The organism is Trichocoleus sp. ST-U2 (genome assembly GCF_039961875.1).
In the GTDB taxonomy this organism is placed as follows: Bacteria; Cyanobacteriota; Cyanobacteriia; order Cyanobacteriales; family FACHB-T130; genus FACHB-T130.
On the sequence record NZ_JAMPJY010000064.1, the window covers coordinates 1 to 24,851 of the forward strand.

General features: G+C 45.6%; 17 protein-coding genes and 1 pseudogene. 11 read left to right on the forward strand and 7 right to left on the reverse strand.

Annotated elements, in window-relative coordinates; all coding sequences use genetic code 11:
* The 3 genes from NC996_RS25855 to NC996_RS25865 form a co-directional block, all read left to right on the forward strand.
* A partial coding sequence (locus NC996_RS25855; protein ID WP_348260033.1) for a hypothetical protein occupies window positions 1-265 on the forward strand: 265 nt, incomplete at its 5' end.
* 148 nt (window positions 266-413) lie between these two features.
* Window positions 414-5,297: a tetratricopeptide repeat protein gene (locus NC996_RS25860; RefSeq protein ID WP_190685900.1), complete on the forward strand. Its 4,884-nt coding sequence runs from the start codon at window positions 414-416 to the stop codon at window positions 5,295-5,297.
* A 120-nt stretch (window positions 5,298-5,417) separates the two neighbouring features.
* On the forward strand, window positions 5,418-7,649 hold the full coding sequence (locus NC996_RS25865; protein ID WP_190685903.1) for a caspase family protein: 2,232 nt from the start codon (window positions 5,418-5,420) through the stop codon (window positions 7,647-7,649).
* 571 nt (window positions 7,650-8,220) lie between these two features.
* Here the strand turns inward: NC996_RS25865 and NC996_RS25870 are convergent.
* Together NC996_RS25870 and NC996_RS25875 are read right to left on the reverse strand one after the other, a co-directional pair.
* A pseudogene (locus NC996_RS25870) lies at window positions 8,221-8,583 on the reverse strand (thermonuclease family protein); the annotation flags it as partial.
* Between the two features lie 111 nt (window positions 8,584-8,694).
* Window positions 8,695-8,817, reverse strand: a complete 123-nt coding sequence (locus NC996_RS25875; RefSeq protein WP_277879750.1) for a hypothetical protein — start codon at window positions 8,815-8,817, stop codon at window positions 8,695-8,697.
* A 630-nt stretch (window positions 8,818-9,447) separates the two neighbouring features.
* On the opposite strand from NC996_RS25875, the gene NC996_RS25880 reads away from it, so the two are divergent.
* Window positions 9,448-10,659, forward strand: a complete 1,212-nt coding sequence (locus NC996_RS25880) for a prenyltransferase/squalene oxidase repeat-containing protein (RefSeq protein ID WP_190685906.1) — start codon at window positions 9,448-9,450, stop codon at window positions 10,657-10,659.
* Window positions 10,656-11,489, forward strand: coding sequence for a WecB/TagA/CpsF family glycosyltransferase (locus NC996_RS25885; RefSeq protein WP_190685909.1), 834 nt, complete (start codon window positions 10,656-10,658; stop codon window positions 11,487-11,489). The genes NC996_RS25880 and NC996_RS25885 overlap by 4 nt, the downstream gene beginning before the upstream one ends.
* 285 nt (window positions 11,490-11,774) lie before the next feature.
* Here the strand turns inward: NC996_RS25885 and NC996_RS25890 are convergent, their stop codons facing one another.
* Complete coding sequence (locus tag NC996_RS25890) at window positions 11,775-12,002, reverse strand: EF-hand domain-containing protein (protein WP_190685912.1); 228 nt, start codon at window positions 12,000-12,002, stop codon at window positions 11,775-11,777.
* Between the two features lie 386 nt (window positions 12,003-12,388).
* Here NC996_RS25890 and NC996_RS25895 point away from each other — a divergent pair, with 386 nt between their 5' ends.
* Together NC996_RS25895 and NC996_RS25900 are read left to right on the forward strand one after the other, a co-directional pair.
* Window positions 12,389-13,045: a PEP-CTERM sorting domain-containing protein gene (locus NC996_RS25895; protein WP_190685914.1), complete on the forward strand. Its 657-nt coding sequence runs from the start codon at window positions 12,389-12,391 to the stop codon at window positions 13,043-13,045.
* A gap of 289 nt (window positions 13,046-13,334) precedes the next feature.
* Window positions 13,335-13,979, forward strand: a complete 645-nt coding sequence (locus tag NC996_RS25900; protein WP_190685917.1) for a PEP-CTERM sorting domain-containing protein — start codon at window positions 13,335-13,337, stop codon at window positions 13,977-13,979.
* A gap of 514 nt (window positions 13,980-14,493) precedes the next feature.
* Here the strand turns inward: NC996_RS25900 and NC996_RS25905 are convergent.
* Together NC996_RS25905 and NC996_RS25910 are read right to left on the reverse strand one after the other, a co-directional pair.
* Window positions 14,494-15,066, reverse strand: coding sequence for a hypothetical protein (locus tag NC996_RS25905; protein WP_190685919.1), 573 nt, complete (start codon window positions 15,064-15,066; stop codon window positions 14,494-14,496).
* Between the two features lie 330 nt (window positions 15,067-15,396).
* Window positions 15,397-15,951 carry a site-specific integrase gene (locus NC996_RS25910; RefSeq protein ID WP_190685922.1) on the reverse strand — a complete coding sequence of 185 codons (555 nt, stop codon included), beginning with the start codon at window positions 15,949-15,951 and terminating at the stop codon, window positions 15,397-15,399.
* Between the two features lie 599 nt (window positions 15,952-16,550).
* Here NC996_RS25910 and NC996_RS25915 point away from each other — a divergent pair.
* Window positions 16,551-16,724, forward strand: a complete 174-nt coding sequence (locus NC996_RS25915; protein WP_190685925.1) for a hypothetical protein — start codon at window positions 16,551-16,553, stop codon at window positions 16,722-16,724.
* A gap of 52 nt (window positions 16,725-16,776) precedes the next feature.
* Here the strand turns inward: NC996_RS25915 and NC996_RS25920 are convergent, their stop codons facing one another.
* Window positions 16,777-17,892 carry an ATP-binding protein gene (locus NC996_RS25920; protein WP_190685928.1) on the reverse strand — a complete coding sequence of 372 codons (1,116 nt, stop codon included), beginning with the start codon at window positions 17,890-17,892 and terminating at the stop codon, window positions 16,777-16,779.
* A gap of 161 nt (window positions 17,893-18,053) precedes the next feature.
* On the opposite strand from NC996_RS25920, the gene NC996_RS25925 reads away from it, so the two are divergent.
* Both NC996_RS25925 and NC996_RS25930 read left to right on the forward strand, forming a co-directional pair.
* Complete coding sequence (locus NC996_RS25925; protein WP_190685932.1) at window positions 18,054-20,879, forward strand: cation-translocating P-type ATPase; 2,826 nt, start codon at window positions 18,054-18,056, stop codon at window positions 20,877-20,879.
* A gap of 36 nt (window positions 20,880-20,915) precedes the next feature.
* Window positions 20,916-21,728: a hypothetical protein gene (locus tag NC996_RS25930; RefSeq protein ID WP_190685935.1), complete on the forward strand. Its 813-nt coding sequence runs from the start codon at window positions 20,916-20,918 to the stop codon at window positions 21,726-21,728.
* Between the two features lie 514 nt (window positions 21,729-22,242).
* Here NC996_RS25930 and NC996_RS25935 read toward each other — a convergent pair.
* Window positions 22,243-22,548, reverse strand: coding sequence for a hypothetical protein (locus NC996_RS25935; RefSeq protein WP_339380324.1), 306 nt, complete (start codon window positions 22,546-22,548; stop codon window positions 22,243-22,245).
* Between the two features lie 731 nt (window positions 22,549-23,279).
* Between NC996_RS25935 and NC996_RS25940 the strand changes: the two genes are divergently transcribed.
* Window positions 23,280-24,056 carry a hypothetical protein gene (locus NC996_RS25940; RefSeq protein ID WP_190685945.1) on the forward strand — a complete coding sequence of 259 codons (777 nt, stop codon included), beginning with the start codon at window positions 23,280-23,282 and terminating at the stop codon, window positions 24,054-24,056.
* The last annotated feature ends 795 nt before the right edge of the window (window positions 24,057-24,851 follow it).

The window sequence follows — 24,851 nt, forward strand, 5'->3', positions numbered from 1 at the left end:
TGGTCTTGGCTCAACAGCCGCATCCGCAAACAACTCGACCAGTTTAATTGTTTGCGAGATGCAATCGAGCATGTCTTATGCTTGTCGTCCTAATTACCTTGGCGATTGCTATAACATAGGGAATCAGGATCAACAGGTCACTGCCAAAGATGCCCCACAAGGGCAGATGCCGAAGTTATCCTTGACCCAAAACCAGGCACACAGCTTCCATCCCGCAGTGTTCCAGATTTTTTCCATCCTTACGACTGGGCATGCTTTATCTTAGTTGGCAACAGTTCATGAAAAGCTAGCGGCTAGCTGATTTCCTTAATGCGGGAGATTTCTGCTGGCTAGTCGATTTTGGTTGCATATCTTCCTTGCACTGAAAGATATGTAACTTGACACCCACAGTTGTTTTTACACAGGATACTTGCATGTGCCCCCGTCCGAAGTCTGTTGGTTTTGCGTTAACACAGTTTTCCGTAGGAATCGCAACGCTACTACTTTCTTTCGCCCCTCCACCGACAATCCTGTCTCACTCTGAAGTAGTTCAGGCACAAACCATTCAGGAGCCACAAGCCGAAGCTGAGCGACTGCTAAAGCAAGGTAATCGTCAGCGACGTGCCGACGAGTACACAGCTGCACTTGAGTCCTACCAGCAAGCGCTCAAAATCTATCAGGAACTAAAAACCCCGCAAGGTGAAATGAAGGCATTGCACGGGTTAGTTCGGGTGTACTTAGCTCAGAAGAATTACCCTCAAGCAATTGAGTATGCTCAGAAACGCTTGGAGCTGGCACGAACAATACAAGATTATGAGAGTGAGTATGGTGTTCTTGAGTCGCTCTATGAAGCCTATATGAAAGTGGCGAATTATGCTAAGGCAATTGAGACAGCAGAGCAAATGCTAGCACTGGCACCAAAACTGGACAGCAATGGCAGCACGGCTTTTGAATCTCTAGCACAGGCATATGCTGCATCAGGAAATCAAGCCAAAGCAATTGACTACTATGAACAAGGCTTAAAAATTGCCCGAGAAAATCGCGAACCGAAAGTTGAAATAAGCTTTTTGACAGGTTTAGGAAAAGCGTACCATCAGCAAGGAAATTCAGCCAAAGCAGCCGCCTCTTTCAAGCAAGCATTCAAAATCGTATATGAACTCAACGATCGGGAAATAGACTCAAGTTTTTTGAGCAGTTTAGGAGATTTAGCAGGCATATACCTTCCTAAAGCTGAAGTTGAACTTATTACAGCTAAAGTCGAAGCATCGCGACTGTTAGAGCAGTGCGAAGAGCGGCAAGAAGAAGACCAGTTCGCATCTGCACTTCAGTTCTGCCAACAAGCGCTAAAAATCTATCAAGAACTCAAAGATACTCACGGTCAATTTGAGGCTTTAGAGGCATTAGGTGGGGTGTACCGTACTCAAGGTAAGTACCCTGAAGCCATTGAGTACGATCAAAAACGACGGGAGCTAGCACGAGCAGTTCAAGACTATAAGCATGAGCGTGAGGCTCTTTGGTCACTGTACAAAGCCTATATGAAAGTGGCGAATTATGCTAAGGCAATTGAGACAGCAGAGCAAATGCTAGCACTGGCACCAAAACCGGACAGCAATGGACTCACCGATCTGGAATCTCTAGCACAGGCATACGCTGCATCAGGAAATCAAGCCAAAGCAATTGACTACTATGAACAAGGCTTAAAAATTGCCCGAGAAAATCGCAAGCCGAAAGTTGAAATAAGCTTTTTGACACTTTTAGGGAAAGTGTACCATCAGCAAGGAGATTCAGCCAAAGCAGCCGACTATTTCAACCAAGCATTCAAAATCGTACAAGAACGCAACAATCAGGAAATAGACTCAAGCTTCTTGAACAATTTAGGAAATTTAGCAGGCATATACCTTCCTAAAGTTGAAGTTGAACTTATTACAGCTAAAGTCGAAGCATCGCGACTGTTAGAGCAATGCGAAAATCAGCAAGAAGAAGACCAAATTGCATCTGCACTTCAGTTCTGCCAACAAGCGCTAAAAATCTATCAAGAACTCAAAGATACTCAAGGTCAAATTAAGGTTTTAGAGAGATTAGCATACGCTGCATCAGGAAATCAAGCCGAAGCAATTGGCTACTATGAACAAGGCTTAAAAATTGCCCGAGAAAGTCGCAAGCCGAAAGTTGAAATAAGCTTTTTGACAGGTTTAGGAAAAGCATACCACCAGCAAGGAGATTCAGCCAAAGCAGCCGACTTTTTCAAGCAAGCATTCAAAATCGTACAAGAACTCGATAGTCCGCGAATAGAGTCAAAGTTCTTGAGCAGTTTAGGAGATTTAGCAGGTATATACCTGCCTAAAGCTGAAGTTGAAGCATCGCGACTGTTGGAGCAATGTACAGAGCAGCGAAGAGAACGTCAGTTCGCATCTGCGCTTCAGCTTTGCCAACAAGGACTAAAAATCTATCAAGAACTCAAAGATACTCAAGGTCAATTTGAGGTTTTAGAGGCATTAGGTCGCGTGTACAGCACTCAAGATAAGCACCCTGAAGTCATTGAATATGCTCAGAAACGACTGGATCTAGCACGAGCAATCCAAGATTATGAGAGTGAAGAAGAAGCTCTTGAGTCGCTCTATGAAGCCTACATGGAAACAGCAAACTATGCTAAAGCAATTGAGACAGCAGAGCAAAGACTTGAACTCGCACAAAAACATGACAAAAACATCAGATCGGAACTTTCAGATCTAGAGCGTGCATACGATGAACTGGGAGATCAAACCACCGTAGATGAATTCAGACAGAAAAGATATTTAGAGCGGCTCAAGGAACACCAACAGGAGCTTACGCTTGCCCGAAAAAAGGGCGATCGGGAAAGTGAGATGGAAGCACTTGAAGAATTGGGTGATTTCCACCTTCAATATAAAGAGTTTGCCAAAGCCGTTGACTTCCACGAACAAGGCTTAAAAGTTGCACGAGAAAATCACGAGCAGAGAAACGAGTTGGACTTTCTGAAAGCTTTGGGAGCAGCGTATGCTCAGCAAGGAAATTCAGCCAAAGCAACGGATTATTTGCAGCAGGTGTTAAACATTACACGAGTAAGTAATGATTCACTAGAAGAATCAGAAGTTTTACAGGAGTTAGGAGATATATATTTACCTGACTTTGAGGACTATGTTGAGGGTGAATTCGCTAATTATGCAAAGGGGATTGAATACTATGAGCAAGCTTTAGCCGTAGTTCAAAACTATTGTCAGAAGAATTGTGATTTTGAGGATACTAATCTTGACTATATTTTTGAGAGATTAGGCGATGGTTATAAAGCTTCAGGAAACCCTACTAAAGCCTTAGAGAACTATCAGAAAGTTTTGACGTTTATTGAACAGGAGGATGAGGATAATCCAGCAGAAAAGGCGAGTCTTCTCCAACGAATGGCAGAGAGTTACATTGCATTGGGTGACTATACCAAAGCCATTGAGTATTCTCAGCAGCAGTTGGCGATTAGTGGAAGAAGATGGGACTACAGCTTGCAAAAATCGGCATTTCGCAATCTTGGTCTTGCCTACCAGCGTGCCAGAAACCCTGTTAAGGCGCTGGAATCCTACCAGATGGAGTTAGCGCTCTCGCAAGAAAGAAATGACCGCAATAACCAAGTCAACGTGCTTAACAGTGTTGCCAGTCTGCTTGTGGAACAGAACAAACCAGAATTGGCAATTGTTTTCTACAAGCAATCAGTCAACGTGATTGAAACGACTCGGCAAGAACTCCGGCAATTACCCAAGCGAACCCAAGAAGCCTATACTCGCAAAGTTGAAGGAACTTATCGTCGTCTTGCCGATTTGCTACTTTCCCAGGGACGCATTGGTGAAGCGGAGCAAGTTCTTGAACTTTTAAGAATTCAAGAGATTCGCAATTATACGAGAGACGCTGGTGCAGGTGAACAAACTTCAGGAGTCACTGCGAACCCTATTGAAACCCAAGTTCTGCAAACGCATGGAACCCTCATCGCCTTCGGTCAAAAAGTCGTTAATTGCCAACAATCCCAATGTAATCAACTGAGTCAACTATTAGACCAACGGGAAGTTATCACTAAAGAATTTAACCGTGCGGTTGAAGCGCTAGAAAAAACCGTTCGTGACAACCGCCAAGGCGATCCCATCTTCACCGATCCTAATCAGCTCTTCGGCAATCCAGACCAAATCGTCTCCGCTCAACCGGGTACTGTCCTGCTGCAAACGCTCGTTCTTTCTGATAAACTTTGGGTTCTCTGGGCATCCAAAGGTGGTGTCACCAAAAGTATTCCAGTCCCGGTTGGACAGAAGCAACTCAGCGAAACCGTCCTAAAATTCCGAGAGTTGTTGCAAAATCCCACCTCCGATATCCAAGAACTACAAGCTACAGGGAAACAACTTTACGAGTGGCTAATTCCCAAGGAACTGCAAGCAGAATTCACAGCTAACTCAATTCAAAATTTGGTCTTCTCACTCGACCACGTAACCCGCTACATTCCTATGGCAGCCCTGTTTGATGGTCAGCAGTATTTGGCTCAACGTTATACCCTGTCTACCATCATTTCCACTAACACTCAAATGGGCAACTCTCAAGTATTGGGGGTACAAAACACATCGATTCTGGCATTAGGACTTTCTGAAGCCAAGGCAGGGTTTAACCCATTACCCAACGTTCCAACAGAACTGGATGCAATTGTACGGCAATCAGACACTGATTCCCAAGGTATCTATCAGGGCAACGAATATCTCAACTCTGCCTTCACTTGGCGCACCTTACGCGATAAGCTGAGTACTCACAACATCCTCCACATTGCCACTCACGGCAAATTTGAACCAGGCAGCGACGATGCTTCCTTCCTGGTGATGGGCGATGGCGAAAAGCTGCCCATTTCCCAAATTAAAACGTTGACGAATCTTGGCAACTTGCAATTGGTCGCGCTGAGTGCTTGTGAAACTGCGTTGGGTGGTACTGGACAAGATGGCACGGAAATTTCTGGCATCAGCTTCTATTTTCTCAACAACGGAGCTAAAGCAGTGATGGCGTCTTTATGGGCGGTGAATGATGGTAGCACTAGCCTACTAATGCAGCAGTTTTACAAAAATTTAGCTACGAGCCAAAAAACTATCACCAAAGCGGAAGCACTACGGCAAGCTCAACTGAGCTTATTAACTAAACAAGTCACGGCTAAGGATGCCCCACAACGCTCAGATGCCGAAGTTATCCTTACTCCCAAACCAGGCGCACAGCTCCCACGCAGCCGTACTCCAGATTTTTCTCACCCCTACTACTGGGCACCTTTCATCCTAATTGGCAACAGTTTATAAAACATGGCTTGGCTCATTTTTGATGGCAAGACTGATTCAATTAGCCAATTAATTACAACCAGTTCTTTACAGAACTATTAATCTAATCATCAAATATACTCTGGAGATAAAAATTTATTTATGTCCTCAATTAAGCGTCGTCACTTTCTCCAATTCGCTGGCTCAACATTGGCAACACTGGGGTTAAGCCAATTTGATTTTCTCCAACAAGCCAACCAATACGGTAAAGTCCTTGCACAAGGCACTCCCCGCAAATTTGCTCTCCTTGTTGGCATCAATCGATACCCCAAGGGTATCAATTCCCTCAGAGGTTGCCTGACCGATGTAGAGTTGCAATGGGAACTCCTGGTGCATCGCTTCGGCTTTAGCCCTAAAAATATTCTCGTGGTTGCCGATCGCAAACTAGCTTTTACAGACAACGAACCCCTCAAGCCCACCCGCCAGAATATTCTCGACGCTTTTGAAAATCACTTAATCAAAAACGTCAAACCTGGTGATGTTGTCGTCTTTCACTACTCCGGACATGGCTCGCTCGTCCTCGACAACGCCCCCAATCCCCTGTTTAAAAATGACCAAGGACAAGGTATCAATGGCACATTGGTTCCCTTTGATCGCATTCCTGCAAACACCTCCAGCGATCACCAAGTCCGCGATATTATGGGACGCAGCCTATTCCTGTTGATGCGAGCCGTCAACACTGAAAATATTACCGTGGTTCTCGATAGCTGTCACTCTGGCGGTGGCACTCGTGGGAACCTGGAGATTCGCGCCATTCCTTCCCGCCTGAGTGGTGGCACTGCCGCCCCCAGCCCTGACGAAGTAGAATACCAACGCCGTTGGATCAAGGATTTGAAGCTTAGCGATCGCGAACTCGATACGCTACGAAATCAAGGAATTGCCAAAGGCGTAGCACTAGGCTCGGCACGTTACGACCAGTCAGCCGCTGATGCCCCCTTTGGCGGCTTCCATGCAGGAGCTTTCACCTATTTGCTGACCCGTTATCTTTGGCAACGTACCCGCAATGAAGGGATTGGCACTGTCTTTGTCAATTTATCTCGCAGTACTAAAGATGTTGCCAATGCTTGGGGCCTGCCGCAAGAACCCATCTACGAAGCCAACCCAGCGAAAAATAGCCAGCAACCACTGTACTTCCTCACTCCTACCACACCCGCTGCCGAAGCCGTAATTCGCGGAGAGAACAATGGACAAATCGAGTTTTGGCTGGGTGGTGTTTCTGCCCGTACCCTTGATGCCACTGGGCAGGGTACCGTCTTCACCATCATTGATGAGGCGGGTAAGGCGTTAGGAGAAATTGAGCAACTCAGTCGTAGAGGGCTTGTTGGTTATGGCAAACTGCGTCAAGGGCAACCCAGTGCAGTTAAACCTGGACGATTCTTGCGAGAGCGAATTCGTGCCGTTCCCAATGACTTGAAATTGCAAATTGCCCTCGCTCCGTCTCTGGCTGATCAGATGGAGTCAGCGAAAGCCGCATTACAAGCTGTGAAACGCATCGAGGTAGTCCCTTTGGGGCAAGCAACACGAGTAGATTACATTCTCGGTCGCCTGACTCCAGCCTTGGTCGCCGCACAGCCAAAGTTACCTAATCTCCCGCCGGTAAGCAGTGTAGGGTTGTTTACCGCCGCACAAGTGCCCGTCACGGCAACGTTTGATCGCGCTAATGAATCCGCCGCCGATGCCGTTGAACGACTGCGTCCCCGGTTGATTTCCCTATTGGCAGGACGCCTTCTCCAGCTAACGCTCAGCAGTGAGGATGCACGCTTGCAAGTTGCCACGTCTGTTGTACCAACGGAAGGCGGTTCGCCCGCACTCGTCAAAGGAGTGCAACAATTAAAAACGGGGACAACGATGCAGGTGAAGGTTCGCAACAACGAACAGCGCAATCTCCACATTGCCGTGCTGGTCATTGGTGCTACAGGGAATTTAACGGTGCTGTATCCCTACTGGGATGCTCCAGACATCGCCTCACTGGTACCGCCAGGACAGGAATTGACCGTCCCGAAAGCGGATGATCCGTTTCAGTTCCGGCTACGTGGAACGTCTGGCTTTGTTGAGGTGTTGGTGTTGGCAACGACAAAACCCTTGCGGCAGTCTTTGCAGACGTTGGAAGCGATCGGTCGCGGCAGAGGGCTAAATGCTCGTAGTTTCACACCACTCCAGGAAAATGAACCATTGGATATTATCCAGTCGTTAATAGGCGACTTTGATCGCAATGCGCGTGGGGATGGAGATGTTGAGCTGGTAGGAGAGCGATCACTTGGGGTGGGCGTACGAGCGGTAGATACGACACAGCTTGCCACAATTTCTCATGTAATTGAGGTGGTAGCGTCTTAATCACACCCTGGCTAAAGGTGTTTTGTAGGTGTGACAGTTGATAAGTCGAAATTAACTAACAGAACTTGAGAGTAAGAGGTTTGTGTGGATTGGATGCCTTGCTTCTCTTTTTGAATGCCTACCAGTTTCTTCCTCTAGGTGTGAGTGTAACTAGCTGCAACCTCTAGAATATGAATTAAAGACGGTGATCTGACTGCGAATAATTTTCGATGCTACCTGGTGCCTTGACTTTTAGAGTCAAGGTATTTTTTATGTTTTAGTTCCAATTGGGACTAAAGGCATAAAAACTTTGCCTTATAAACGACCTGCTGTGAGACTGCCGCCGCGACGGTTCCCAATGCAGAGCCGACAAGGGCAGCAGATTCAGCAATTTCCATCCAAGGGCGTTTTGTAGCAGACCTCCTTACTGGCGATAGAACGGGTTACTTTTTAGTCTTCCCCGTTTAACTGAGCGATCACACCTCACAACGCTGCTATTTTTTCTCGCATCCAACCCCGTCACTGTCGCGGTCAAAGCCATGCGGGTCAGGCTGTAAAACCTGGAAATTTCGATAAGAGATATCCGGGCAATTCAAATCCGGTGGGCCAGGGGGAATACATACGCCTGGATAAGCTGGATTACAGTTTTGTTGGGCAGATGTGGCTGGCTTGGGCTTGGGGCTAGAAGATGGTTGATTGCTGGGTGATTGCCCTTTCCTAAAATCCCACGGCATGACTGGCTTGGGCTGATTCCAGAATCCCAGCTTTTCTGCTTGGCTTGAGCCTCAGCCTGAAGGTACTGATTCTTGGTGGATGCACAGCCGGTTAGATATTGCCGATACACGACAGCCTGCCCCTGCTTCACCATTTGCAGGTTCACCGATTGTTTTCCCAGGTAGAGTTCAGCGACAGTCCGCCCATAGCGAGCTCGTTCAATCTCTCGAATCTGCACGGCCTTGCCAGCGGGAAGAAGTTGCTTGAGTTTCGCTGCTGATTGCTGACCCCAAGGGCGCTGTCCTGTTTATGCCGCATCAATGCAAGCCATGCGAATCGTGACAACCTTCCCCTAGCTTTTTACTCGGAGTGTATCGCCATCGCCGGTGCCGATCACTGTTGCTGTGTTTTGGGCAGTGGCGGGGATTCCGGTTAAGGCCAGGACTAGGGCAGCGGCAGTAGCGAGTTTGTTCATCACACCTTCTCATCTGGACAGTCCTAGTGTTCCCAGAAACTGAGAGGCGATCGCTTTCGTTGTACTGCAAAACCCCTCGCAGAATTGACTAGAAGGGAGCGATTTTTGACTTTAAGAGTACATTTAAACAAAAGCGAAGGTGAGCTTCCTTTAGCCAAATTTATAAGTTCTCGCCACTAATGTGTAACTTACTATGGATAACCAGCTAAGTAATAACACTGGTTTTCGCGAATCTTTACAATTCTTGAGGAAAGAACGTAAATCCTCCATATCAGTAGAAAGACTTAGGAGTTTTATGAAATTGAGGTAAAGTTTAACATTTTACTGAACTTTAAGAAACCTTATAGGTTTTTCGGCATTTTAAGTATTCTTACTTATCAAACGTGAATATTGCTCAAGAATTCTAAATTTATTTTGTAAAGAAATATAGTGTTTTCTCAGGTTTCATTTGAGTAAAGCTGTCTAAGCTTCTTTCATAGAAAAAATCTATTTAACAAGTGTTTACAAACATAAGTTATTGATATTAATTGAGTTTTTAAGGATTTGATGAACACTGAAACCCTACTTAGAGATTGACTTAAGCTTCACAAAACATCACGCAATATAGCTTCAATCTTCAAACAGGGATTTATGAAAGCACTACCTAAGGAGCCATTGTCTCTTAAGGCAACTATTGGCAACAGGGGAGAACAAACGTTTGACAAATTTACGAATACTAAGACTGAGCCACTTGCCTTACTGAAGTGTTTTACCGGGAGAATCACAAGAGATGTATTGATTACTCCCAAAATTGTGGGCACACTGCAAGAACACTTGGCAGCAGCCATTAGCTGGCTTAAACAAGCCCATGATGTTAGCCCCGATGACGGAGTGAGTTGGGGATATTCACTTAAGGGAGGATGGCGTTCCTCCTACCGCGAGACATCCGGCTACATTGCCGTCACCTTCTTTGACTTGGCTAAGCACCTTAATGATGGTGATTCCTGGCAGCGGGCAGCAAGGATATCCAAGTGGCTAGTACAAGTGCAGAACGCTGATGGCTCGATTTCCGACTCGCGCTATGGTTCTGAAGGAATTGTCTTCGACACTGGGCAAGTTCTACTAGGACTGATTCGTGCCTTTGAGGAGACGCAAGAGCCGTGTTTCCTGCAAGCTGCTGAACAAGCTGGAGACTGGCTTGTCAAAGTCGCTGATGCAGAGGGACGTTGGACTCGGAACACACACTTTGGCATCCCGCACGTTTATAACACCCGTGTGGCTTGGGCACTTTTAAAGCTGAATACCTTAAGCAAAAACCCAGACCGGGAGAGAATCGCACGGGCAAACTTGGACTGGGCGTTAAGCCAACAGCGGAATGGCTGGTTTGAGCAATGTGCCTTCAAACCTGGTGTTGCCCCCTTTACACACACGATCGCCTATGCCATTCGGGGATTACTTGAATCGGGTCTCCTCCTTGGCGAGCAGAAATACATTGCGTCTGCTATTCAGGGAGCCGACGCTGTGAAGAGCCACATCCGTTCTGATGGGTTTATCCCCGGTCAGATTGACACGGCTGGCAGGACACAAGGGCGTTACTGCTGCCTAACGGGTAACTGTCAGATGGCGATCGTATGGCTCAAGCTCTTTGCAATAACAGAAGCACAGGAACACTACCAGGCAGCGGCAGCTAGCCTACGGTATGTCATGTCTTGCCAAGACATTTGCATCCCCGACGCCAACATTCGGGGTGGAGTGAAGGGATCTCAACCCATTTGGGGGAGATACACGCGCTTGTCCTACCCCAACTGGGCAACCAAGTTTTTGATTGATGGTCTACTGATGCTATCGAGGGTGCAGCCATGAATCAGGTATCGATTGTTAACAGCAGTTGTAATGCCGTAACACAGGCAGATACGGTAACAGGAATAACTACAAAGCAAGTGCAGATTCTCCACGGCTATTTCAACGTTATCACCATTGAAGAAACCGTAGACTGGGCAGCTCAACTGATCCAGTTGGGTCATCAAGGCTATGTCTGCACTGTTAATGTCGCCATCCTGATGATGATGAGTAGAAATTTACGGTTGCAGCAGTTTATCAAGAACGCGGCTTTGGTAGTGGCAGATGGTCAACCAATTGTTTGGGCTTCACAATGGCTTGCCCGCCCTTTGCCGGAGCGGGTGACAGGTATTGACCTGATCGATGCCTTAGCAAAACGAGCTGAGCAGGAACGGTTCCGGGTCTACTTGCTGGGGGGGAGCCAAGAGGTAATCCAAGTAGCAGCAGCCAACTTGCAATCAAAGTATCCTCGACTTGATATTTGTGGCTACGACGACGGTTACTTCTCTCCTGCTGAAGCACGCGATCGCGTCAAGGCGATTCGCCAAAGCGGGGCGCAGATCCTTTTCGTTGGTATGGGAGTACCCCGACAAGAATTTTTCTTAGAAGAACATTGGTTAGATTTAGGCGTTAACTTGGCAATTGGTGTTGGCGGCAGTTTTGATGTCAATGCAGGTCTGAAGAAACGAGCGCCCGACTGGGTTCAAGAAGCTGGTCTGGAATGGCTTTACCGACTGCTACAAGAACCTAAAAGACTTTGGAAACGCTACCTAGTGACCAACTTGCAGTTTACCTACTATTTATTCCGTGAGATGCTGCGAATGGCCTTTTTGGAACCGACATCCCGCATTTGAACTTGCCTGAGCCGGGAACCATTGCCTGTGAAAACTAGCCTTTTCAAAGACAATCCTCACTTCAATAACAATGCCTCAACAACCAAAACTAGAACATGACATTACACTCCTAATGTCAACCGGCGCTTAAATTCCTGCGAATTCGAAGGATAAGAACTTGCTTCTTATCCTTGGTAGTCAGCGATCGTTTTCTGCCCTAGAACTACTGCAACTATTACCAGGAAAGACACTCATCCACTTGGATAAGGGATTTAACTTCAATCGCTGCTGGCTGGGCGATCGAGTTTATTCCAAATTCCCTGCTTTTTTAACAGCTTGTTTCAAGTCTTCAAAGGTAATATTACCCTCTTCATCGTGATACGTCGCTAGCAGTACCTGGGGGCTAGTACCTGTCTCTGCTGAAATGACTGCATTTAACGCAGGGCTTAAATAAAGCTCATTACTCGATACTTTGCCATCTTGATCTCTATCCAAGGTATTAAAAAGAGATTGAAGCTCTTGCTCAGTTGCCATAAGTTTCTATCTGAATTAGTTTTTTTCAATTCAATATCTCAGAATGTTGAAAAAGATGCAAGGAAAGTTAAGATTTATCACTAAGGAAACTCTCTCTGTAACCCTGCCATAGGAAGGTTTTGCTCAGCGACACAAAATTGTCTCGATTTCATGTATATTGCTCCACCCGATATTGATAACCCTCTGTCTCCTGACTCGCCTTAACCCTCGCTATTTGGAAGATAGAAGATATCAGGTGTTTTGCTTTGGTGATAGGGTAAAAAGAATTTCGCAGACAAAGCCACCGTAAATTTACCAAAATCGAGCTTTGCTTTACAATAACTTTATATTAACATCCCTGAATATACGTATTATTGAGGAGTAATACTCAAGCAAAATACTAGTCTATGAAATCCAAAAGTTTTATACCTTTGGCGATAGCTGCAACAAGCATTGCTATTGCTAGCGCCGCTAATTCAGCATACGCTGCAACTGTTATTCAGACTTCATTTTCTGGGAAAACACAGTTCGGATTTGGTAATGAATGTACCTTTCTTCCAAGTGTTTGTGCGCTCAATGGTCAAGGTTTGCTATCTGGAACTGTTATATACGATCCTTCAAAAGCGGCTATTTTCCCCGGCACAAATAACTATAAGCCAATATTTTTTGAAGCTAATTTCACAGGATTTGTAAATTCAACACCTTCACAGCCTAATTTCATCAATATAAGTTTTTCAACGAATTCCGTTACTAATTTTTCTATAACAGGAGATATTTCCTCTCCAGAGATTTTCTTAGGAGCCTCATTTTCAGATCCAAACCTCCCAGAATTTCAAAGTTTTATTTTAGGCATACAAGAAAAAGTTTTTAACTTACCGCCACTTTTCAGGCTCGAAACTCCTTTACCAGGAGGAGGAACCCGCATTTTGAGTGAAGGAGTATTGGAATTCACAGAAGCAGAAGTTTCAGTTCCCGAACCCTCCGCACTTTTTGGTCTATGTGTTGTTCTAGGGCTTGGAGCTTTATCAGCTAAAAACAAGAAACATCTAAGAAAAGTTAGTTAAGTTTCGCACATCTTGCCGTGACACATTAACAATAAACCCCCTGCCCTTGGTTGGTTTAGGGTTTCTTTAGCATCTGACTTGAGTTAGTCACCAAGTAGGTGGAACCACCCTAAAATTTGGGTTAAATAGCATCTAGTTAGAGTAGATGTTGTCCTAATAGAACTGCGCTTCCAGCCAGCGATCGCCTTCTACCCTGGCAGATACAAACTACTGCTGTCCGCGCTTGTACGGATAGAGTGATACGGCCTGCGAAACCTGTTTTTTAAAACACATAGAGGTATTTAAAACCATGAAAAATTTATCAGTGGTTACTGCCGTAGCAGTATTTATGGCTTTAGGAATGCTAGGGGAAGTGCAACAAGCGTCAGCAGCTTCCATCATTCAAAATAAAAGTACTGGTACCAACCAAATACTATTTTTTTCACCACTTGGTCAAACATTTACAGCAGAAGATACTTTTATTAAATCCATAGGGTTTTATATTGAAGATGACAATCCATCCAATGCGCCAGTGCCAGATAATACTTCTCTAACCGTGAGCCTATATAAAGGAATAATTGGTACTTTCCTGGGAAGTGGAATTGTTGATAATCTTGCTGAAGGTTTCCAGGGATATGTTGATGTAGATTTTTCTTCTATTCCTTTAACAGTGGGTGAGACTTACACAGCGATTGTAGAAACCAACTCACCTTTTCGGTATCTGGAAATTGATGGTTTAAGAGATCGGTATCCAGGTGGCAGTGCGATCCTCAACGGTATTCCACGAGACGATATTGATACACGATTTCGCGTGTTAGTAGGCGAAACCGAAAGCGTACCCGAACCAGCTTCAGTGTTAGGTTTACTGGCGTTTGGTACTTTAGGTGCAGGTTCATTTCTGAAACGCCGCCGAAAGCAGCAGCAATCAGTTAGTAGCGTTGCAAGCAATGTCTAATATTTAGGTGCTGTAACTACGCAATTTTGCCACAATCAACAGCCGGGTGAGCGCTCTTTTCCTACACTCAAGGGGAGTCTATTTTAGTAGACTCCCCTTCAATTTATATACGGGCATCAAATCAGCGCCTTAGTAAAATTTTAAAATTTAACCCCTAGCCTTTAGGGTGCAATATTACCCAATTAATCGTTTGAATATTGCACCCTAAAGGCTAGGGGATTGTAATCTTTGCTGTGAGTAATGCTTATCCAAGTGGATGATTGAATCTATCTCAATCGCTGCTGTCAGGGCGATCGCCTTCTACTCAGGCAAATACCAACTACTGCTTTAGAACCGCCGTAACCCTTACCAGGAAGGCCACTCATCCACTTGGATTAATGATTGGGTCGGCTTCAAGTGGAACCCTGATGCTGGCAACTAGCGCTGGTTCATTGAGTCGAGGGGCGTGGAACAATGCCTCTGATTGCTAATTACTGATTGCAATGAGAGGTTAACCAGAGGAAAGAGGATACAGTCACTCAGGCACAAGATGACCAATCAATAACTTCAAGAATAATGCTGGGATGAACCACTCTAACCCATGCGTAAAACCAACTTTGTAAAGTCCGATTGCAACAGCAATCAGATATAACCCCACAGCTAAGGGTCGCTTGAGGTAAACGGGTACAGCTAACACAACTGCCGTCGCCAAGAGTAGACAAGCACTCACTGACGTGAAGTAGTTCCAGTCAAATCCTACACCCACGCAAAAAAACCATGCCGCGAGTGCAATGTGGAGCAGGTGCGGCAGTATAAATGTAATGTGCTCAACTGAATCCACTTCTGGTCGGTGGTACCAACGCTTTGTCGTATCGGTTGCATTACAAACCGCACCGCCAATAATATCGAAGCCGATGATTGCTCCAACAGCAATCGGTAAGAACTCAAACCCAAGCAACCAAAGCCGAAAGGCTGCTAAAGCTGCACCCAAAAAGGCACTGGTAAGAATCAGGATATTTTCGGCGGGGGTAGCACCCGGTCCAATCAGCCGATCCCAAAGTCCAAGCAAACCACTACGAGGAGTAGGGAATTCGTAGCTATTAACCATGTTGATACAAAGTTAACTATCAATTGATGTCAAGTTTAGCTAATGGTGAGGCTTAACTTCCGGTTCGGCAGTGGGTCGAAAGTCGATCCAGCGCGCGCCTGTGAAAAGTGACCTTTCAAAGATAATCGCGCTTCAATAACAATGCTTCAACAACCAAAACTTGAACATGACATTTGATGAGGGGATTCTGAAGGCTTCTGGCGTCTGAACGCCAGAAGCCTTCAGAATCCCCTCATCAAATGTCCAGCGCTCGCCCAACGTACAAAGGTCGCGCTCACAAGTTAAAACCAGTCCTTTCAAAAATAATCAGACGCTCGCACCCAAAAACCCTCACCAACCAATCATCGATACCGCCTTCCGCTTCTGTTCTGGTGATACTTCTAGATACCGCTGCAAAGTACCCAGGTCGTTGTGACCCGATATCTCTTGAATGTGCCTAAGCGGTATCCCAGCATTGTGCATCTGGGTGAGAGCAGTTCGCCGGAAGCTGTGGGTACTCACCCCCTCGACTCCTATGCGCTTGCAGGCATCTTTTAGAATCTTGTCAGCCATGAACCGACTCAGGTGTTCCTTCCCCCTGACTCCAGACGGGAACAACGCCCCTGGTTTGAGAAGCTGGTACTCTGCCAGTATTGCCGCGAGTGCAGGTTGAATGTCCACAACGCGGGTTTTCAGTTTTCCCTTCGTGGTAGACTTCCTGAAAGTCAACGTTCCACTTTTAATGTCCGTGGTCTGGAGCGCCAGCGCTTCCGATACGCGACACCCGGTAAAAAGGCAGATGGCAAACAAAGCGCGATCGCGCGGCGACTTCAACCCATCGGTGAACAACCGCCTCAATTCATCCCCTGTGAGAATTTTTCCTTGCCCGTTGCCGCTAACTTTCATGGCTTCGCTTTATTAATACCGCTAGACTACACGAAACATGGATTTCGTGGAATAGATGCCGAAAAGTATACCTCTAGCGTTGGTTTAGAGATTTCGGATTGCCGGATTCAACCAAGCTTATCAATCCCGCTCTATCCGCCTCACGAGAGAATCAGGGTTTCGGGCGCAATCGATGATTTTTGCTTATACCTGCGCCACTATCACCGTCATCAAGTAAAATCCGTTTCCCTGAATTTGTAACTAATAGTTTGTTCCCTCTGGTGTCCACAGTTGTTCCGATTTAGCAAGGAGTTGGAAATCTTGAGTGCGATCGCCCTTTAGAATTCGGAGCGCCGAATTCTAGCTTCACTAGCCAGGAGGGTCGGAAGTAGAGACAGCGATTACTATCTGGTTCCGTAAGATGCAGGGCACAAACTAGAAAAGGATTGCGAGGAGTGCCAAAGCAGCGATCGCGGTTTATCTTTTCAAGACTGATCCGGCTGCTCTCGAAGGGTGCGATCGCGCTCCCTTCGAGAGCAGCCGCAAGGTAGAAGCGAAGTTTACAGGATGCGATCTGCGCGATCTGCGCGATGACTTATGCCTTTGAAGCAATAGACCTCATGGAAAAGTCGCAGGTGGGATGGTTACAAGTCGGGAAAAGAGTTTATGACGATGTAGAAACGGATCGGACACCAAGGCGATCGCCCGTTGAGAAATGTATGTATGACGACTTGGAGGAAAATTCTTCCTCAACTCCAATAGAAGGTTCTGGTTTTATTGAAAAGGATTCCTAAATCCCAGCCCTGAGTTCGGTGTTGTCCTAGCGTGAGTTTTTCTGCCATCAGGCTATAAAATGCGATGTTTCAGCCAAAACGATAAGAGTGGCATTGCGACTCGATACCCTACTTTGGCTCCATAAATCAATCCTTTCTGTTCTAATCCTGTCAGCGCCCCCTGAAACCCACCTCCTCTTGAAAACTGGTGTTTCTGAAGATAGGGGCGTGAATGAGGGCTATCAGTCGGATCGATCGCTAAACTTTCAAGAACCCGTGCCTGAATGGGAGGCAGGAGGAGTAGAAGAGATTCAAAGGTACCAGACAGATCCTCGACCAATCTTAATGTGCTGCGATGGACGTGATGGAGTTGGATGAGTTTTGGAGAAGATGGCAACGAAAACTGGGTTTCTTCATCCTGATAAAAGGAACGATAATCACTCCAAATTCGCCGCGCTAAGGCGATCGCATCTCCAACATGCCCCTGCGTGTAATCCAGAAATAATTCCAGGGCATCCCCTTCAAATTTTAAGCCTTCTGCTGCCATTGCTTCAACGACCCACGTTTCAAGTTCCTGATGTTGCAGGGGAAGCAGGGAAACTAGTTGAACCTCGCTCCCTTCCACCCAGTCTTCTGGTGTTGTTGCCAGGACGACATAGCTGACCCGATTTTGCCGTTGAATTTCCTGTCGCAAATAAGATTCCCATCGACCTGTCCGATCCCAAGAACGAATATGAGGGAAATTCTGGAAGACAAACACCACTCGACCGCTTAACTGTTCTGCTATGACTTGGGGAAGGTTCAATAAGGCTTGCAGGATCAGCCATTCATCGTTAAGGGAGACCTGCCAAACAAAGCGGGCTTGATGGGCTGTTGGTTGTTCTAATTGCAGAGGATAGGCACAAGCCCACTGCTCTATCAACGTTCGTTCTTCCGGTATTGCAAAGATATGAAGTATCCCTTCTGCCAATAACTCTAAAAAGCGAGAAGAGGTGGTGGCTCGTAGGCAATCGATCTCCAAAACTCTGGCTCCAATTTGTTGTGCTGCATGGCGAATCAGCGATCGCCTCCCACTTCCAGTTACACCAGTCAGCATCAAATCTTGGTCAGCCGCCAAAATTGCACAGATTTGCTCTAGCTCAGCCTGCCTGCCAATCAACCCCTGTGGTTTAAACGTATCGTTCATCATGGTCAACCAAGCGTCCTTACCCTGAAGCCAGCCTTACACTGAGAAACCATTTACTTTTTCCTTACCACCCCAAAAGAATTTTCAATGCACCCGAACTTGCACTAAAAAATAGTGCGATGTTAGTTTTTAAGAACTATTTTATAGTGCAAACGAGTTGACCCATGTCTGCCATCTCCTCGCGGTCTGAAATTTCTCAACCCTCTACAAGCAAATCCTGGCACACGATCGAAGCTGAAAAAGCCCTTTTGCTGCTCAAGAGCGATCGCACACAGGGTTTAACCCAGAACCAGGTTGACCAGAATTTACAGCACTACGGTACAAACGAGCTGGTCGAAACGGGAGGGCGCTCGCCCCTGGAAATTTTGTGGGATCAGTTTAAGAACATCATGTTGCTGATGCTGATCGCCGTTGCAATTATTTCGACGATTCTAGATGTGCGCGAATCCCTGACAAAGGGGCAGTTCATCTTTCCCAAAGACGCAGTAGCGATCTTTGCGGTGGTGCTGCTGAATGGGCTACTGGGCTATCTTCAGGAGAGCGGAGCCGAAAAAGCACTGGCAGCCCTGAAAAACATGGCCTCCTCCAAAGTGCGACTGCTTCGTGGTGGGAAAGCCGTAGAGGTTGAGTCTAAGGAACTGGTTCCGGGCGATATCATGCTGCTGGAGGCAGGGGTCAAGCTGGCAGCCGATGGGCGAATTTTGGAAGCCGCAAATTTGCAGGTGCGAGAAGCCGCCCTCACGGGAGAAGCTCACGCAGTCGAAAAACAAGCCAATGCAATTTTGCCAGAGGATGCCCCGTTAGGCGATCGCATCAATCTGGTGTTTTCGGGAACAGAAGTCGTGCAGGGACGGGCAACGGTGCTGGTGACAGGCACTGGGATGCAGACTGAACTGGGTAAGATCGCCACAGCGCTGCAATCCGTTGAAACAGAGCCAACGCCACTGCAAAAACGCATGACCCAACTGGGCAATACCCTGGTGACAGGATCGTTGATTCTAGTAGCGTTCGTCATTGCTGGTGGGACGCTGTTCAATCCTTCATTGTTTGAGGAACTGGTCAAAGTTTCTCTGAGTATGGCGGTTGCGGTTGTCCCGGAAGGCTTACCTGCCGTGATTACTGTTACCCTGGCATTGGGCACCCAACGCATGGTGAAGCGCCATGCCCTAATCCGCAAATTGCCTGCGGTGGAAACTCTTGGTTCTGTCACCACCATTTGCTCGGACAAAACGGGAACCCTGACGCAAAACAAAATGGTAGTGCAGGCCGTCCATACCCATCGCTACGCCGCTCGTGTGACGGGTGAGGGATACAGTCCTGAAGGCAAATTCTATCAGCAGGCTCATGCAGAATCGTCGCCAGAAATTTCCGGGTCGGCAGAACCCGAATTGCGATCGCTGCTGATGGCATGTGTGCTTTGCAATGATGCTGTGTTGCAGAAAGAGCATGGCGACTGGGCAATTTTGGGCGATCCAACCGAAGGAGCACTGCTGGCAGTCGCCGGAAAAGGGGGATTCCGCAAAGACCAGGAAGAGCAGCAGTTACCTCGTGTTGCCGAGTTTCCGTTTTCCTCTGAACGCAAGCGAATGAGTGTTGTTGTGCAGGATGCCTCCAGCAAACTGGGAACCAGCCCCTTTGTCATGTTTACCAAAGGCTCGCCCGAACTGGTGCTGGAACGCTGTACCCACATTCAGCAGGACGATCAGCCTCAACCCATTACAACCGAACAACGTCAGCAAATTTTAGAGTACAACAATCAGCTTGCCAGCCGAGGATTGCGTGTCTTAGGGTTTGCTAATAAGAACTTGACAGAGTTACCACAAGATTCAGAAGATAAGGCTGAAACCAACTTGACATGGTTGGGATTAGTGGGAATGCTGGATGCTCCTCGTCCGGAGGTGCGCGATGCGGTGGAAAAATGCCGTGCCGCAGGGATTCGTCCGGTGATGATTACGGGCGATCACCAACTCACCGCTCAGGCGATCGCACAAGACCTGGGCATTGCGAAAGTGAGCGATCGCTGCCTGACAGGACAGGAACTCCAGAAGCTTTCCCAGCCAGAACTCGAAGCAGAAGTTCATCACGTCAGTGTTTATGCTCGTGTTGCCCCCGAACACAAGTTACGCATTGTTCAGGCACTCCAACAGCAGGGACAGATTGTTGCCATGACCGGGGATGGAGTCAACGATGCCCCAGCCTTGAAACAAGCCGATATCGGAGTCGCAATGGGCATCACAGGCACTGATGTCAGTAAAGAAGCCAGTGACATGGTACTGCTGGATGACAACTTTGCCACCATCGTCTCGGCAGTTGAAGAAGGTCGAGTCGTTTATATCAACATTCGTCGTTTCATTCGCTACATCCTAGGCAGCAATATCGGAGAGGTCTTGACGATCGCCGCCGCGCCCTTATTAGGATTAGGGGGAGTACCGCTATCACCCCTGCAAATTCTGTGGATGAACTTAGTCACTGATGGTCTGCCTGCTTTAGCACTGGCAGTAGAACCGGGTAGACCAATTGTCATGCAACAACCACCGAAAGATCCCAAGGAGAGCATTTTCGCCAGGGGCTTAGGCTCTTACATGGTACGGATTGGTATTATTCTGGCAGTGATCACCATCTTAATGATGGTTTGGGCATACGGTTACACCGAACAGGTGCAAAGTGAGTTGTTAGACCGCGATCGCTGGCAAACAATGGTGTTCACCACCCTTTGTTTAGCTCAGATGGGACATGCACTGGCGATTCGTTCTAATACGCGGTTGATGGTAGAAGTGAATCCCTTCTCAAATCCCTATGTGCTGCTATCCGTTGGCGTCACCAGCATCCTGCAACTGATGCTTGTTTACGTTGAACCACTTCGGAACTTTTTCAATACTCATTACTTGAGTGGATTAGAGCTATTGATTTGCATTGGATTTAGCTCTCTTGTGTTCATCTGGATTGAAGCAGAGAAGCTGTTTATCCGCTGGTATATCGCTCGTAAATAGTTCAAACCTGACTCATTAGATTGGTTGATGTTACTTATGAATAAAGCCGATTCACCTTTTGGGATTCAAACGTATAGCCAAGGGGATATCAGACTTGACCTGGAATTGAGTATTTATCAGCAATTGCAAAAACAATCTGTCAATCTTGCTGAATTTATACAACAGTTGACTGACTTCATCACGGTATTAGAACACAATAAGGGGAGATATAACATCAACCCCTATACAGAAAAATACAATCGAGGAATTCACATCTTAGGTAGGCAGAGTTCTGAATTAGGTGTTTTTCCTCATTCTTATCTAGCCTTGAAATGTTCAGAATGCCGCTGGGGTGCAGAAAACCCAAGAAAACAATTTTCCAGAAGCATCCAATTAGCCTGGGAATTTGAAACCCGGTTAACCAATCAAGAGAAAGCACTACTCCAGATTTGTCCGGTCTACTTGCACTGGAAAACACGAGTCAAGAGTGCCCTTTTTAAGCAAATTTTATTTATGCCAAAGATTGAGGGCACTCCCTTGGGAAAAACAGAAGTTGGATTTAGTCCTGAATTTTGTCATATCTTCAATATCCCCGATTTCAAGGAAATTCTGCAAAAATTCAGGTTCTCCCTACATCGTTTTCTCGATCCTGACAAGAAGCGTCAACTGCTCAAAATTCAGTCTGCATACTTATTTCAACGTTTGTCTAAAAGAGGAATTATAATTCCTAGCTTAAATCAGAAGAATATCCTGGCAACATTAAACACGAAGACTAAACAAGTTCAATATGTCATTATTGATCCGATCGCGGATTACTATTTACCAATTTCTCCTATCTATAATCTTCTGACAGGCTACTTGTGTAAATAATCTCAAGAGCCGTTTTTTGTTAAGTAGGTAGTCGTAAGAAGTTATAAAATAGCCAGGGTAAACGCATCTAAAACGAGGTAGAAAAGGGTGTAGGATAAGAAGTTTTCCTCTACTCTACTTGCCCATGCCTCCTCTTATCAATCGGGAAACCCTGCTATGACGATGTAGAAACGGATCGAACAGCAGTGCGATCGCCGGTTGAGAAATGTATGTATTGCGGATTGGAAGAAAATCCTCTTTCAACGCTAACCGAGGATTCTGGTTTGATCGAGCAGGATTCCTGAACCGCTGTCAAGAATGCGATCGCCAGTCGGGAAAGTCACCTATGACGATGTAGAAACAGATTTTCTAGAGCCAGCCAAAGTTGATGACTCCGAACCGTCGAATATTGGCGACATATATCTGTAAAGCTGGAAAATTACTTCAAAGCCAAGCACCCCAGTAAAAGATGTCAAATGGGTTCTATACAAGAGGGCAATCGAATTTGGCTGAACTACAAGCTAAGTTACAAATTTTATAGATTGATCGTCAGGATTTTTTTCTTGCTTTTTTTGTCGCTCAACACGACTGTATTGTAGGGTGATGTATCCGTTCCCAGCGGAATTGGCAGCCAAAAACTGGGGTTTTTATGATCGAGTTCGCCTAAATCAATGCTTTTCGTTATATCGCCATCTGTTGCAAGATTTGCGGTAAGTTCGCCTTTATAATCTTCAATTAAAAAGTCGCTAAATAAAACGACTTGCCCACCCTTAGGATGTATACCAAGGATGACCTGACCGCTGAAAGTTGTGCCTTTTCGTTCTTCATCAACCGTTGCCATTATGATTTCCGAGGGGTCTTGACCGGACATATCTGCCATAAACTTTTTCCTGGGTGAATTCTCAACAATTGAAAATGATTTTACAAGAGCGCTATAGGCGATCGCAAAACTCTCAGGACGTATTTCTGCATCGGTCTTGCAAATGTATAGCCAAGTTACTTCGGGTTTAACGCCTAATTGGAAGATTGAGTAGGGATGAGTAGAGGCTGAAAGCGATCGCGAAGCGTTGCTGCTATAAGAGATCGCATCGCAGAAACCTGATAGAGGGGAGACGCTCTTGAAGTTTCCGGATTCTGTTCTAGCAACCTACGAGAGCCACGGGCAGGGGTAGGCATGGTGCATTAAAATCTGGCAGTAGAACTGCTCAAACGCCTACTTCGCGATGAAGTCAGAACCCAACGAGTATATCGTGATAGACTTGACTTTCAGCGTTGATTAGTGTAAACGAATTTGAAAACCACAAATCTGATCGCCATAAATCCTGAGCGTCACAAAACCAAAAATATTGAGAGCGATTGCCACATTCAACCCTTATGTGATATTTTATATTCTAATTGAAAAAATCAGTTTGGTTGCTGTATAGATGCGGTTGGGTTTCGTTTTCAGATTACCGACCGAAAAATCTGTAGAAGGTTTTCAGCAAAATTTTCCTAAATTGATCAATAGTAAGGTTTTTCAAACCTTAATTACTCAGTTATTCAAAATGAAAATCTTATTGAATTAAAACGAATATGACTATTGACAATTCAACCAATAATAAGCCACTCAACTATACTTTTAGTTTGACGTTTAATCCAGAAATTCTTAGAACTATTTCCTATGTAGGATTAATTCTCATACTGCTTGTGGGAGCGATTTTGACTGAAACATTGGTTGACGTTGATCCCCATACCACTGCAATCTATAAATTATTTGGGTTTAATCACCCCTGTAATTGGTTGGATCATGAACCCAGTAGAACGGTTTCGGCGATGCTCCTACCATTGTGGGAAGTTCCTTTTATCTTCTATATAATTTTTGATTTTTTGAGAATTCAAGATGCGTATAGGAAAAACGAAGCTCCACTATATGTTTATATCGTCTCGGCAATTTTCTTGCCCATTGAAATTCTTTTGACTGTCTGGTTCAGAATTGTGTTTGTCTGGAGTCCAGAAGTAAACTTCTTGTATCATTATCTCCCCTATATCGGCTTTCAGTTTCTTCTGTTTTTAGTAGCCTTCGAGAATGTTTTGTACTTCTACGCGATGAAAGCACTGCCCTTTAAAAATAGCCGTCCCCTTGCCATTGCCTATCTGATAACGTTATTCGCAGTAACAGTAGGATATACCGTCGTTGGAATTTCAAGTGCCTTGGGACATCCCATTCTCGATCTCGTCAACAATCCTGGACAACAGCTATTAGTAAAATTGTTAACCCACTTCTACACTCTCTTAATCATTCCTATTCCTCTGATCTTATCTGTGTTGGAATTGAAGCGATCACCTAATCATAAAATATCCTTTGAATAAGCCCTTCAGCCATGCCAATTTTGTAAGGTGTACTAATACAAATAATACGCCTTCTTATTTTGACATATTCCTGGTAAAGCTACGCTTTACTAGGGTGAGTGAAACCAATTTTGGAATTCTACCAACTATCCTATTCATCGTGTAAGATATGATTGCTCAACTAACGGTGAATAATATCCACTAACAACAAATAAAAAAAGTACATTTTTCTGTTAACTCTAAAACCCCTATGGTATTAGGATTATAGAATTTGCATCTTAAATTTATCTTACTTTTAGCGCTTTATTGAGAAAAATCAGTGCTGACTTAAGGTGCATTTTTAAAGTTATCTTACTTCTACCGCTTTATTGATGATAAAAACACGTAGGCACTTAGTTCTTAATTTATTATTTATTATCCCTCTTCTGTCACTCTCCGGAGGGGATAAATAGTAAATGAACCCTTTTATCCAGAGGAATAAAAGGGTTTGAACTGATTCATAGCAGTAATTAAGTGATTAAACCCAAGTTTAGAGGATGTTTGGAAAGTAGCGAAGAGCATAAGCATGGAGAAAAGCTTCCCGAAGTTTTAGGCTGAACATACCGCTGTTCTGTCAAACTGGGGTGAAACCTTGATGTTTCGTGGACTAAAGCAAAGAGAGCGCTTCACAACTCTTAGGCGGTTCATTTTTCTGTTACTGGTACGTAAGTCCTAATAAAGTGAAATAGTATTACTTGGCACCCAAGCCAGAGTTACTTAACGACATGGGTAGGCGATACGACATCCTGGTTGAGTCGGCTGTCCTGAGCGGACGAG

What these genes read in the sequence shown, in the direction of transcription:
- NC996_RS25860 (WP_190685900.1), top strand. Translation starts at nt 414, where the DNA reads ATGTGCCCCCGTCCGAAGTCTGTTGGTTTTGCGTTAACACAGTTTTCC.
- NC996_RS25865 (WP_190685903.1), top strand. Translation starts at nt 5,418, where the DNA reads ATGTCCTCAATTAAGCGTCGTCACTTTCTCCAATTCGCTGGCTCAACA.
- NC996_RS25875 (WP_277879750.1), bottom strand. Translation starts at nt 8,817, where the DNA reads ATGAACAAACTCGCTACTGCCGCTGCCCTAGTCCTGGCCTTAACCGGA.
- NC996_RS25880 (WP_190685906.1), top strand. Translation starts at nt 9,448, where the DNA reads ATGAAAGCACTACCTAAGGAGCCATTGTCTCTTAAGGCAACTATTGGC.
- NC996_RS25885 (WP_190685909.1), top strand. Translation starts at nt 10,656, where the DNA reads ATGAATCAGGTATCGATTGTTAACAGCAGTTGTAATGCCGTAACACAG.
- NC996_RS25890 (WP_190685912.1), bottom strand. Translation starts at nt 12,002, where the DNA reads ATGGCAACTGAGCAAGAGCTTCAATCTCTTTTTAATACCTTGGATAGA.
- NC996_RS25895 (WP_190685914.1), top strand. Translation starts at nt 12,389, where the DNA reads ATGAAATCCAAAAGTTTTATACCTTTGGCGATAGCTGCAACAAGCATT.
- NC996_RS25900 (WP_190685917.1), top strand. Translation starts at nt 13,335, where the DNA reads ATGAAAAATTTATCAGTGGTTACTGCCGTAGCAGTATTTATGGCTTTA.
- NC996_RS25905 (WP_190685919.1), bottom strand. Translation starts at nt 15,066, where the DNA reads ATGGTTAATAGCTACGAATTCCCTACTCCTCGTAGTGGTTTGCTTGGA.
- NC996_RS25910 (WP_190685922.1), bottom strand. Translation starts at nt 15,951, where the DNA reads ATGAAAGTTAGCGGCAACGGGCAAGGAAAAATTCTCACAGGGGATGAA.
- NC996_RS25915 (WP_190685925.1), top strand. Translation starts at nt 16,551, where the DNA reads ATGGAAAAGTCGCAGGTGGGATGGTTACAAGTCGGGAAAAGAGTTTAT.
- NC996_RS25920 (WP_190685928.1), bottom strand. Translation starts at nt 17,892, where the DNA reads ATGATGAACGATACGTTTAAACCACAGGGGTTGATTGGCAGGCAGGCT.
- NC996_RS25925 (WP_190685932.1), top strand. Translation starts at nt 18,054, where the DNA reads ATGTCTGCCATCTCCTCGCGGTCTGAAATTTCTCAACCCTCTACAAGC.
- NC996_RS25930 (WP_190685935.1), top strand. Translation starts at nt 20,916, where the DNA reads ATGAATAAAGCCGATTCACCTTTTGGGATTCAAACGTATAGCCAAGGG.
- NC996_RS25935 (WP_339380324.1), bottom strand. Translation starts at nt 22,548, where the DNA reads ATGGCAACGGTTGATGAAGAACGAAAAGGCACAACTTTCAGCGGTCAG.
- NC996_RS25940 (WP_190685945.1), top strand. Translation starts at nt 23,280, where the DNA reads ATGACTATTGACAATTCAACCAATAATAAGCCACTCAACTATACTTTT.